Source organism: Pseudomonas sp. B21-012 (assembly GCF_024749305.1).
In the GTDB taxonomy this organism is placed as follows: Bacteria; Pseudomonadota; Gammaproteobacteria; order Pseudomonadales; family Pseudomonadaceae; genus Aquipseudomonas.
The window spans coordinates 5,407,857-5,419,663 of sequence record NZ_CP087197.1; the positions used below are offsets into that span (position 1 = coordinate 5,407,857).

General features: G+C 60.9%; 10 protein-coding genes. 7 read left to right on the forward strand and 3 right to left on the reverse strand.

Features of this window, described 5'->3' with window-relative positions; translation table 11 throughout:
* Positions 1–262: 262 nt before the first annotated feature.
* The 4 genes from LOY37_RS24905 (at position 263) to LOY37_RS24920 (ending at position 6,435) form a co-directional block, all read left to right on the forward strand.
* Positions 263–2,185, forward strand: a complete 1,923-nt coding sequence (locus LOY37_RS24905) for a PrkA family serine protein kinase (RefSeq protein WP_010221441.1) — start codon at positions 263–265, stop codon at positions 2,183–2,185.
* Between the two features lie 134 nt (positions 2,186–2,319).
* Entirely contained in the window at positions 2,320–3,591 is a 1,272-nt protein-coding gene (locus LOY37_RS24910) for a YeaH/YhbH family protein (protein ID WP_045199279.1), read from the forward strand.
* Positions 3,588–5,150 carry a SpoVR family protein gene (locus LOY37_RS24915; protein WP_045199277.1) on the forward strand — a complete coding sequence of 521 codons (1,563 nt, stop codon included), beginning with the start codon at positions 3,588–3,590 and terminating at the stop codon, positions 5,148–5,150. Before LOY37_RS24910 ends, LOY37_RS24915 begins: the two co-directional genes overlap by 4 nt.
* A gap of 55 nt (positions 5,151–5,205) precedes the next feature.
* On the forward strand, positions 5,206–6,435 hold the full coding sequence (locus LOY37_RS24920; RefSeq protein WP_258715934.1) for a multifunctional CCA addition/repair protein: 1,230 nt from the start codon (positions 5,206–5,208) through the stop codon (positions 6,433–6,435).
* A 63-nt stretch (positions 6,436–6,498) separates the two neighbouring features.
* On the opposite strand, the gene folK is transcribed toward LOY37_RS24920, so the two are convergent.
* Both folK and folB read right to left on the reverse strand, forming a co-directional pair.
* Positions 6,499–7,008 carry a 2-amino-4-hydroxy-6-hydroxymethyldihydropteridine diphosphokinase gene (folK, locus tag LOY37_RS24925; protein WP_213603086.1) on the reverse strand — a complete coding sequence of 170 codons (510 nt, stop codon included), beginning with the start codon at positions 7,006–7,008 and terminating at the stop codon, positions 6,499–6,501.
* Positions 6,999–7,352 carry a dihydroneopterin aldolase gene (gene folB, locus LOY37_RS24930; RefSeq protein WP_045199271.1) on the reverse strand — a complete coding sequence of 118 codons (354 nt, stop codon included), beginning with the start codon at positions 7,350–7,352 and terminating at the stop codon, positions 6,999–7,001. Before folB ends, folK begins: the two co-directional genes overlap by 10 nt.
* A gap of 74 nt (positions 7,353–7,426) precedes the next feature.
* Here folB and plsY point away from each other — a divergent pair, with 74 nt between their 5' ends.
* Entirely contained in the window at positions 7,427–7,996 is a 570-nt protein-coding gene (gene plsY, locus LOY37_RS24935) for a glycerol-3-phosphate 1-O-acyltransferase PlsY (RefSeq protein ID WP_045199269.1), read from the forward strand.
* A 26-nt stretch (positions 7,997–8,022) separates the two neighbouring features.
* Here plsY and tsaD read toward each other — a convergent pair whose 3' ends face one another.
* Complete coding sequence (gene tsaD, locus LOY37_RS24940) at positions 8,023–9,048, reverse strand: tRNA (adenosine(37)-N6)-threonylcarbamoyltransferase complex transferase subunit TsaD (protein ID WP_038998431.1); 1,026 nt, start codon at positions 9,046–9,048, stop codon at positions 8,023–8,025.
* 201 nt (positions 9,049–9,249) lie between these two features.
* Between tsaD and rpsU the strand changes: the two genes are divergently transcribed.
* Both rpsU and dnaG read left to right on the forward strand, forming a co-directional pair.
* On the forward strand, positions 9,250–9,465 hold the full coding sequence (gene rpsU / locus LOY37_RS24945) for a 30S ribosomal protein S21 (RefSeq protein ID WP_002551877.1): 216 nt from the start codon (positions 9,250–9,252) through the stop codon (positions 9,463–9,465).
* Between the two features lie 304 nt (positions 9,466–9,769).
* On the forward strand, positions 9,770–11,740 hold the full coding sequence (gene dnaG, locus LOY37_RS24950) for a DNA primase (RefSeq protein WP_258715935.1): 1,971 nt from the start codon (positions 9,770–9,772) through the stop codon (positions 11,738–11,740).
* Positions 11,741–11,807 lie beyond the last annotated feature (67 nt).

An 11,807-nucleotide genomic window follows, 5' to 3' on the forward strand; every position in this document is an offset into this window, starting at 1 on the left:
CCCGCGTCCTGTGCGGGCTCGCGCCTGGCCAGACGAACGGTCATGGCGAACTTCATGTACAACCGCCCTTGACCTCCCCGATAACGAACTATCCTTAAGCGCAGGCCATCCAAAAAGGGGAGAGCCGGTACACCGGCGTGCGGGTCATCGGTAGCGAGTTCTAGGTGTTCTGGGGGGTATACAGCAATCGGCGGTGTCGATTGCATGCCAGCATCAGCTGACTGATCCGGCGTCGGCTCCACGTATCGAGCGAGGTGACGTCATGAGTATTTTTAGCCACTTCCAACAACGTTTCGAGTCCACCCGTCAGGAAGAACTTTCGCTGCAAGAGTACCTTGAGCTCTGCAAAAGCGATCGCAGCGCTTATGCGTCGGCGGCCGAACGCCTGTTGATGGCTATCGGCGAGCCGGAACTGGTCGACACCTCGAACAACTCAAGGCTGTCGCGCATTTTCTCCAACAAGGTGATCCGCCGTTATCCGGCCTTTGAAGACTTCCATGGCATGGAAGAGTGCATCGACCAGATCGTGTCGTATTTCCGCCATGCCGCCCAAGGCCTGGAAGAGAAGAAACAGATCCTTTACCTGCTGGGCCCGGTGGGCGGTGGTAAATCGTCCTTGGCCGAAAAGCTCAAACAATTGATGGAGAAGGTGCCCTTCTATGCCATCAAGGGCTCACCGGTGTTCGAATCGCCCCTGGGGCTGTTCAACGCCGCTGAAGACGGCGCCATTCTCGAAGAAGACTTCGGCATTCCACGACGCTACCTGAACACCATCATGTCGCCCTGGGCGACCAAGCGACTGGCCGAGTTCGGGGGCGACATCAGCCAGTTCAAAGTGGTCAAACTCTACCCGTCGATCCTCAACCAGATTGCCGTGGCCAAAACCGAACCGGGTGATGAAAACAACCAGGACATTTCCGCCCTGGTCGGCAAGGTCGACATCCGCAAACTCGAGGAATATCCGCAGAACGACGCCGACGCCTACAGCTACTCGGGCGCACTGTGCCGGGCCAACCAGGGCCTGATGGAATTCGTCGAGATGTTCAAGGCGCCAATCAAAGTCCTGCACCCGCTGCTCACGGCAACCCAGGAAGGTAACTACAACAGTACCGAAGGCCTTGGGGCGATCCCCTACTCCGGGATCCTGCTGGCCCACTCCAACGAATCGGAATGGCACAGTTTCCGCAACAACAAGAACAACGAAGCCTTCATCGACCGTATCTACATCGTCAAGGTGCCGTACTGCCTGAGGGTCAGCGACGAGATCAAGATCTACGACAAGCTGCTGTTCAACAGCTCGCTGGCCAAGGCCCATTGCGCGCCAGACACCCTGAAGATGCTCGCCCAGTTCACCGTGCTGTCACGGCTCAAAGAGCCGGAAAACTCGAACATCTACTCGAAAATGCGGGTGTACGACGGCGAAAACCTCAAGGACACCGATCCCAAGGCCAAGTCGATCCAGGAGTACCGCGACGCCGCTGGAGTGGACGAAGGCATGAACGGCCTGTCGACCCGCTTCGCCTTCAAGATCCTCTCCAAGGTGTTCAACTTCGACCCTCACGAAATTGCCGCCAACCCGGTGCACCTGCTGTATGTGCTGGAGCAGCAAATCGAACAGGAACAGTTCCCGGCCGAAGTGCGCGAACGCTACCTGCGCTACCTCAAAGAGTACCTGGCACCGCGCTACATCGAGTTCATCGGCAAGGAAATCCAGACCGCTTACCTGGAGTCCTACAGCGAGTACGGGCAAAACATCTTCGACCGTTACGTGCTGTATGCCGACTTCTGGATTCAGGACCAGGAGTATCGCGACCCGGAAACCGGCGAGATCCTCAACCGCATCGCCCTCAACGAAGAGCTGGAGAAGATCGAGAAGCCGGCCGGCATCAGCAATCCGAAGGATTTCCGCAACGAAATCGTCAACTTCGTGTTGCGCGCCCGGGCCAACAACAACGGCAAGAACCCGACCTGGCTCAGCTACGAAAAACTGCGGGTGGTGATCGAGAAGAAAATGTTCTCCAACACCGAGGACCTGCTGCCGGTCATCAGCTTCAACGCCAAGGCCAGCAAAGAGGATCAACAAAAGCACAACGACTTCGTCACCCGAATGGTGGAACGCGGTTACACAGACAAGCAAGTTCGGCTGCTCTCGGAATGGTACCTGCGAGTCAGAAAATCGCAATAAGCGCCAAGCTGCAAGCTGTCATTTGCAAGTCGCGCACGTAGGTCAAATACGTGTCGGCTTGCGGGGGCAGCGGTGATCCAACTTGAAGCTTGAAGCTTACAGCTTGCAGCTACCGCCTACTCCCGGAGGGGCCTATGAGCTATGTGATCGACCGACGCCTGAACGGCAAGAACAAGAGCACGGTCAACCGCCAGCGCTTTTTGCGGCGTTACCGTGACCATATCAAGAAGGCCGTCGAGGAGGCCGTGAGCCGCCGCTCCATCACCGATATGGAGCATGGCGAGCAGATCAGCATTCCCGGTCGCGACATCGACGAGCCGGTGCTGCACCATGGCCGCGGCGGCAAGCAGACCGTGGTGCACCCTGGCAACAAGGAATTCACCGCGGGCGAGCATATCGCCCGTCCGCAAGGGGGCGGCGGGGGCGGCGGCCGCGGCAAGGCCGGCAACTCTGGCGAAGGCATGGACGAGTTCGTCTTCCAGATTACCCAGGAAGAATTCCTCGAGTTCATGTTCGAAGACCTCGAACTGCCCAACCTGGTCAAACGTCACCTGACCGGCACCGACACCTTCAAGACCGTGCGCGCCGGTATCAGCAACGAAGGCAACCCGTCACGCATCAACATCATCCGCACCCTGCGTTCAGCCCATGCCCGGCGTATCGCCCTGTCCGGCAGCAGCCGGGCAAAACTGCGTGAGGCGCAGGAAGAACTGGCGCGCCTGAAGCGCGAAGAACCGGACAACTTCGGCGATATTCAGGAAATTGAAGCGGAAATCGAGCGATTGAGCGCGCGCATCCACCGCGTGCCGTTCCTCGACACCTTCGACCTCAAGTACAACCTGCTGGTCAAGCAACCCAACCCCAGTTCCAAGGCGGTGATGTTCTGCCTGATGGACGTTTCCGGCTCCATGACCCAGGCCACCAAGGACATCGCCAAGCGCTTCTTCATCCTTTTGTACCTGTTCCTCAAGCGCAACTACGACAAGATCGAAGTCGTGTTCATCCGCCATCACACCAGCGCCCGCGAAGTCGACGAAGAGGAGTTTTTCTACTCTCGGGAAACCGGCGGCACCATCGTCTCCAGCGCCCTGAAGCTGATGCAGGAGATCATGGCAGAACGCTATCCGGCCAATGAATGGAACATCTACGCCGCCCAGGCCTCGGACGGCGACAACTGGAACGACGACTCGCCGATCTGCCGCGAGATTCTTACCAAGCAGATCATGCCGTTCGTCCAGTACTACACTTACGTTGAGATCACCCCTCGCGAACATCAGGCATTGTGGTACGAGTATGAGCGTATCGGCGAAGCCTTTGCCGATACGTTCGCCCAGCAGCAGCTGGTGTCGGCCGGCGATATCTATCCGGTCTTCCGTGAACTCTTCCAGCGCAGGTTAGTGACATGACCGCTAGAGAGCAGAAGCGCCACCCTATTTCTACCGGGTCCGAATGGACATTCGAACTGATCCAGGCCTATGACCGGGAAATCAGCCGCCTGGCCGAGCGCTACGCCCTGGACACCTACCCCAACCAGATCGAGGTGATCACTGCCGAGCAAATGATGGACGCCTACGCCTCCGTCGGCATGCCGCTGGGCTATCACCACTGGTCCTACGGCAAACACTTTCTGAGCACTGAAAAGTCCTATAGCCGCGGTCAAATGGGCCTGGCCTACGAGATCGTGATCAACTCCGACCCCTGCATCGCCTACCTGATGGAAGAAAACACCATCTGCATGCAGGCCCTGGTGGTTGCCCACGCCTGCTACGGGCACAACAGCTTCTTCAAGGGCAACTACCTGTTCCGCACCTGGACCGACGCCAGCTCGATCATCGACTACCTGGTGTTTGCCAAGCAGTACATCACCCAGTGCGAAGAACGCCATGGCATCGATGCCGTCGAAGACCTGCTCGACTCCTGCCACGCGCTGATGAACTACGGTGTCGACCGCTACAAGCGGCCCTACCCGATCTCCGCCGAAGAAGAGCGGCGCCGCCAGAAGGAACGCGAAGAGCACCTGCAAAAACAGATCAACGACCTGTGGCGCACCATTCCCAAGGGCGCCGACAAGAACAGCGACCGCGACAACGCGCGCTTCCCGGCCGAACCCCAGGAGAACATCCTCTACTTCATCGAGAAACACGCGCCGCTGCTCGAACCCTGGCAGCGTGAAATCGTGCGTATCGTGCGCAAGATCGCCCAGTACTTCTACCCGCAGCGCCAGACCCAGGTGATGAACGAAGGCTGGGCAACCTTCTGGCACTACACCCTGATGAACGATCTGTATGACGAAGGCCTGGTGACCGAAGGCTTCATGATGGAGTTCCTGCAGTCGCACACCAGCGTGGTGTTCCAGCCAGGCTTCGACAGCCCCTATTACAGCGGCATCAACCCTTATGCCCTGGGCTTTGCGATGTACCGCGACATCCGCCGCATGTGCGAACACCCTACCGAAGAGGACCGCCGCTGGTTCCCCGACATCGCCGGCAGTGACTGGCTGTCGACCATCAAGTTCGCCATGAGCAGCTTCAAGGACGAAAGCTTCATTCTCCAGTACCTGTCGCCGACGGTAATCCGCGACCTAAAGCTGTTCAGCATCCTCGATGACGATCAGCGCGAAGACCTGCTGGTACCGGCCATCCACGACGAAAGTGGCTACCGGATTATCCGCGAGACCCTGGCCGCCCAGTACAACCTCGGCAACCGTGAACCCAACGTGCAGATCTGGAGCATCGACCGTCGCGGCGACCGCTCGCTGACCCTGCGCCACCAGCAACACGACCGCAAACCCCTGGGCGACTCAACCGAGGAGGTTCTCAAGCACCTGCACCGCCTCTGGGGCTTTGACATCCACCTGGAGACCCTGCAGGGCGAGCAGGTGATGAAAACCCACCATGTGCCGCCCAAAGGCGAGCACGGCGAAGCTGACTATGGTCGCCTGGACCTGGCGGTAGTGCACCTCTAGCACGCCCTCCGTTGCTGCCAGACAGGTTATCCTGTGGCATCAACGGAGGTTCTACATGCAGATCTACAAAGTCGGCGGCGCCGTACGCGACCGCCTGCTCGGCAGGCCGGTCAGTGATATCGACTGGGTCGTGGTCGGCGCCACGGCGGAACAAATGCAAGCCTTGGGCTATCGCCCGGTCGGGGCGGATTTCCCGGTGTTCCTGCACCCCAAAAGCGGTGAGGAATACGCCTTAGCGCGCACCGAGCGCAAGAGCGGACGCGGCTATGGCGGCTTCACCTTCCACGCCAGCCCCGAGGTTACCCTCGAGCAGGACCTGATCCGCCGCGACCTGACCATCAATGCCATGGCCGAGGACGACGAGGGCAATATCTGCGACCCGTATAACGGCCAGAAAGACCTAGAAGCCCGAATTTTGCGCCATGTTTCCCCGGCATTCGCCGAAGATCCCTTGCGCGTGCTGCGCGTCGCCCGCTTTGCCGCGCGCTATGCCGGCATGGGCTTTAGCGTGGCCCCGGAAACCATCGAGCTGATGCGCGAACTGGGAGATTCAGGCGAACTGCAAGCCCTGACCGCCGAGCGCAGCTGGAAGGAAATCGCCCGGGCGCTGATGGAGGACCAACCCCAGGTATTCATCCAGGTGCTGCGCGATTGTGGCGCCCTCAAGCAACTGATGCCCGAGCTCGATGCGCTGTTCGGTGTGCCGCAGCCTGAGGCCCATCACCCGGAGATCGACAGCGGCATCCACACCCTCTCGGTGCTCGAGCAAGCCGCCCTGCACCAGCAGCCCCTGAGCGTGCGCTGGGCCTGTTTGCTGCACGATCTGGGCAAGGGCCTTACCCCAGAGGAAGAATGGCCACGGCACATCGCTCACGAGCGACGCGGGCTGAAGTTGATCAAGGCGGTGAACCAGCGCTTCAAGGCGCCCCGTGAATGCCAGGAACTGGCCTTGCTGGTCGGGGAATATCACACCCACTGCCACCGGGCCCTGGAACTGCGCGCCTCGACCTTGCTGGAGCTACTGCAAAGCTTCGATGTGTACCGCCGGCCGCAGCGTTTCGAGGAGTTTATCGTCGCCTGCGAGATGGACGCCCGGGGCCGCAAGGGCCTGGAGCAACGTGATTATCCACAGGCTGATTACCTGCGCGGCGCAGCGGCGGCGGCGCGTGCAGTGCAGGTGCAACCGCTGGTGCAACGAGGGCTGACCGGGCAGGCGCTGGGCGAGGCGCTCAAGGGCGAGCGGCTGAAGGCGTTGAAGGCGTACAAGGAAGGTCTCGGGCGCTGAACCTATCGCGGGGCAAGTACGCTCCTACAATCCTGTGGGAGCGGGCTTGCCCCGCGATCGAAGCTAAAGACCGGTCAACTGCTGCCCACGCCACTCGAACGGCACCGGCGCCAGCACTTGCTCGATTTGCGCCTCGGCCCACAGCTGGCTCATGGTTTTGCCGGCACCCGGGTGCTTAAGCGCTGGCGCAATCAACGCCAGCGGCCACAACACGAATGCGTTCTTGAGAATCTCTGCCCGCGGCAATACCAGCCCGTCGAAACTGCCATGCAGGTCGTTGTACATCAGCACGTCGATATCCAGCGGCAGACCTTTGCGCTCGGGGGCGTAGCGGCCATTGTCGGCCTCGATGAACTTGAGCCGGCGATCCAGTTCCATCAGCGGCAGCTCGGTCAAACCGCTGACCACCAGGTTGAAGAACGGTCCGCTCTTGATGCCCACCGCCTGGCTTTCGAACACCGCCGAACAGTGCATGTCGGTGAGCATTTCGGCCAGGGCATCGAGCCCGGCGGTCAAGTGCCGCTCGCGCTCGATATTGCTGCCCAGCCCGAGGTAAACCCTGTTCAGAGACATCCGCGCTCGATCTCCACGCCGACCCCAGTGGCGGCCGGTACCGCGCCAGGCTTGGTCAGTTTCAGGCGCAACCAGGGAATCTGGAACTCGCTCATCAGCACCGCCGCCAGGCGCTCGGCGAAGGTTTCCACCAACTGGAACTCGGACTGCTCGGCAAACGCCTGGATGCGCGCCGACACGCTGGCGTAGTCCAGGGCCTTGGTCAGGTCGTCTCCGGCTGCGGCCGGGCGGTTATCCCAGGCAAAGCTCAGGTCCAGGCGCAGGCACTGGCGGATTCCGCGCTCCCAGTCATAGGCGCCGATCACGGTATCGACTTCCAGCCCCTCGATGAACACTCTGTCCAAGCACTTCTCTCCACAGCACGACAAGGGCGCGTTGCGCCGTTAGAATTAGGGCGTCCTCGCCCGGAATGGTTAGCATGTTTTGGTTACTGGCGCTGTGCGCCTACCTGCTTGGCTCTCTGTCCTTTGCCATCGTCCTCAGCCGCCTCAATGGCAGCCCGGACCCGCGCATGAGCGGTTCAGGCAATGCCGGTGCAACCAACATGCTGCGCCTGGCCGGCCGCAAACTGGCGGTCCTGACCCTGCTTGGCGACCTGTGCAAGGGCCTGCTGCCCGTGCTGGTCGCCAATCTTGCTGGCCTCGACCTGCAGCAACAGGCCTGGATCGGCGTGTGCGCGGTGATTGGCCATCTGTTTCCGGTGTACTTCCGCTTTCGCGGCGGCAAAGGTGTCGCCACCGCCGCCGGCATGCTGCTGGGGCTTTACCCGCCAGCCGCCTTGCTGGCCATCAGCGCCTGGCTGCTGACCTTCTACCTGACCCGCACCAGCTCGCTGGCGGCGCTGGTGGCAACGCCACTGACCCTGCCACTACTGGCCTGGCGCGAGCCGGAAGCGTTGCTGCCAATCAGCGTGCTGACCGTGCTGATCGTCTGGCGTCACCGCGGCAATCTACGCGACCTTTTCGCCGGACGCGAACGGCATTTCTGAATCCACTGCATGAGCAACGCTCAGCTTCACAGCGGCGCCAGTTGCTCCATTGGCCAGCGCGCCTGCACGCTGATCGCCAGGCTTTCCTGCTGCCCGGCGGCCAGACGCTGGCAGCCGGCGTAGGCAATCATGGCGCCGTTATCGGTGCAAAACTGCGGCCGGGCGTAGTACACATTACCCTTGATGCCAGCCAGCATGTCTTCCAGCGAAGCGCGCAAGGCCTTGTTGGCACTGACGCCGCCAGCGATCACCAGGCGCTTGAGGCCGGTCTGCTTGAGGGCTCGCTTGCACTTGATGGTCAAAGTCTCCACCACCGCCTGCTGGAAGGCCAGCGACACGTCGCAACGGGTTTGCTCACCGTCGTCCCCAGCACTCTGGCACTGCTGCCAGGTATTGAGGGCAAAGGTTTTCAGGCCGCTGAAGCTGAAATCCAGCCCCGGGCGGTCGGTCATCGGCCGCGGGAAGACAAAGCGCCCGGGCACGCCCTGGGTTGCCAGGCGAGCGATCTCCGGGCCACCCGGGTACGGCAGGCCGATCAGCTTGGCGGTCTTGTCGAAGGCTTCGCCGGCGGCGTCATCGAGGGTCTCGCCGAGCAACTCGTACTGACCGATACCGTCGACGCGCACCAACTGGGTATGCCCGCCCGACACCAGCAAGGCGACGAACGGGAACTCGGGTGGCTGCTCTTCGAGCATCGGCGCCAGCAGGTGACCTTCCATGTGATGCACGCCAAGCGCCGGAATCCCCCAGGCAAAGGCCAGGGCCTGGGCGCAGGAAGCGCCCACCAGGAGTGCGCCGACCAGGCCGGGGCCTGCGGTATAGGCGATGGCGTCGATCTCGGTGGCGACGCAGTCGGCTTCGGCCAGCACCTGGCGGATCAACGGCAGCATGCGCTTGACGTGATCACGCGAGGCCAGCTCCGGCACTACCCCGCCATAGACGCGGTGCAGGTCGATCTGACTGAACAATGCATCGGCCAAAAGGCCGCGTTCACTGTCGTATAATGCGACGCCGGTTTCGTCGCAGGATGTTTCCAATCCCAGTACTAGCATGGGTCCGTGCCTTGTTGAGGCTGAATTCGAAGGCGCGCATGATAGTCCCCGCTCCCGACGCCGACCAGCGGTTTTCGATCAGAGGCTTTGCATTCCGGTCGGCTAAGGGTTAACATCCGCAACCCTTAAAAACCGACGTTCTCCAGCGCACATTTTTGCCACGAGTTCGTTGACCCCGGTAATGAATGAAGGTAGCTCTGGATGCCAGCCGTCAAAGTTAAAGAGAATGAACCCTTCGACGTAGCTCTGCGTCGTTTCAAGCGCTCCTGCGAAAAAGCCGGTGTTCTGGCTGAAGTTCGTAGCCGCGAATTTTACGAGAAGCCGACTTCTGAGCGTAAGCGCAAAGCAGCAGCCGCTGTTAAACGTCACGCCAAGAAAGTTCAGCGCGAACAGCGCCGCGCCGTTCGTCTGTACTAATACAGACGTCCGTCGCAAGCTTCTGCCTCGCCCGGCCCACAGCCGGGCTGCCGGCAGTTGTTGCTTGATCCTTTGGCCTTCGGGCCCAAGGCGTCCTGTTGCCCTGCAGCATGGACAACCTGCCTGAATCGTCAGAACTGGCCGCAACGCCAGCTGTGCACGTCCTTCCTGACGAGCCTTCACCGGCTGCAGACGAGCACGTCTTTCCGTATTTTGTGTTACGCCATTCGACATCGCTCGAACGCGCAGCCGTTCCCGCCGCATTAGCGATTACACTTGCTTATCGCCTGATGATGAGAGTGCCATGGCCGGGCTGATTCCCCAGAGTTTTATCGACGACCTGCTTAACCGTACCGACATCGTCGATGTGGTGAGTTCGCGTGTGCAGCTGAAAAAAGCTGGCAAGAACCTCACGGCCTGCTGCCCGTTCCACAAGGAAAAGACCCCGTCCTTCAGCGTCAGCCCCGACAAACAGTTCTACTACTGCTTCGGCTGCGGCGCGGGCGGCAACGCCCTTGGCTTCATCATGGACCACGACAACCTGGATTTCCCCCAGGCCGTCGAGGAACTGGCCAAGGCCGCCGGCATGGAGATCCCCCGCGAAGAAAGCGGGCGTGGTCACAAACCCCGGCAACCGGTCGATTCACCGCTCTACCCGCTGCTTGAAGCAGCCGCCGAGTTTTATCGCCAGGCACTGCGCAGCCATCCGACGCGCAAATCTGCGGTCGACTACCTCAAGGGCCGCGGCCTGTCCGGCGAGATCGCCCGCGACTTCGGCCTGGGCTTTGCCCCGCCCGGCTGGGACAACCTGTTCAAGCACTTGAGCAGCGATACCCTGCAGCAAAAGGCCATGATCGACGCCGGCCTGCTGATCGAGAACGCCGAATCCGGCAAGCGCTACGATCGTTTCCGCGACCGGGTGATGTTCCCGATCCGCGACAGCCGCGGCCGGGTCATCGCCTTCGGCGGCCGGGTTCTGGGCGACGACAAGCCCAAGTACCTCAACTCCCCGGAAACCCCGGTGTTCCACAAGGGCCAGGAGCTATACGGGCTGTACGAGGCGCGCAAATTCAACCGCAACCTCGACGAGATCATCGTGGTCGAAGGCTACATGGACGTCATCGCCCTCGCGCAGCAAGGCTTGCGCAACGCGGTGGCAACCCTGGGCACGGCCACCAGCGAAGAGCACCTCAAGCGTCTGTTTCGCGTGGTGCCGAGCGTGCTGTTCTGTTTCGACGGCGACCAGGCCGGCCGCAACGCCGCCTGGCGCGCCCTGGAAGCAACGCTTTCGAGCCTGCAGGACGGGCGCAAGGCGCGCTTTCTGTTTTTGCCCGAAGGCGAAGACCCCGACACCCTGGTACGCGCCGAAGGCACTGATGCCTTCCGCGCGCGCATCAATCAGCATGCGCAGCCGCTGGCCGATTATTTTTTCCAGCAGTTGACCGAGGAAGCTGACCCGCGCTCGCTCGAGGGCAAGGCACACATGGCCACCCTCGCTGCACCGTTGATCGAAAAAGTGCCCGGGGCGAATCTTCGCGCATTGATGCGCAATCGCCTCAAGGAAATCACCGGCCTGGACAACCAGCAGGTCGAACAACTGGCGCACAGCGCGCCCGTTGAAGCTCCACCCAGTTACGACCCGGGCATCGATTACGACGCGATTCCCGACTACACGCCGGATTACGCTGATTTTCACCAGCCCGAGTATGCGCCGCAGCAACAGCAGTGGACGCCGAACAAGGGCGGCAAGAAAAAGTGGGAAGGCAAACCCTGGGACAAGAAGGGCAAACCCTGGGAGCGCAATGGCCAGCGCCAGGATGCGCCACCACGGGTACCGACCTCGGTAGAACCGCCGACCTTGAGCGCCCTGCGTACCCTGCTGCATCACCCGCAGCTGGCAAAAAAGGTCGAAGATGCCAGCCAGCTGGCGGCTGAAGAACACGTCTATGCCCAGCTGCTGGTGGCCCTGCTCGAGGCATTGCAGAAAAATCCTGAGCTACGCTCACTACAGTTGATCGCCCGCTGGCATGGCACCGAACAGGGCCGCCTGCTAAGGGCATTGGCAGAAAAGGAATGGCTGATCGATGCCGATAACCTTGAACAACAGTTTTTCGACACCATAACTAGCTTGTCCGCTCGCCAACGCGAGCGCAGCCTGGAACATCTGCTCAGGAAAGCACGTCAAAGTGACTTGAGCGCAGAGGAAAAAAATCAGCTGCGTGACCTGTTAAGCCGTAATGTTCCCGCACAAACCCCGACCTCAACTGGCGCGTGAGGTCCTAGCTCGGGTATAATCCTCGGCTTGTTTTTTGCCCGCCAAGACCTTCAGTGGATAGGGTGTT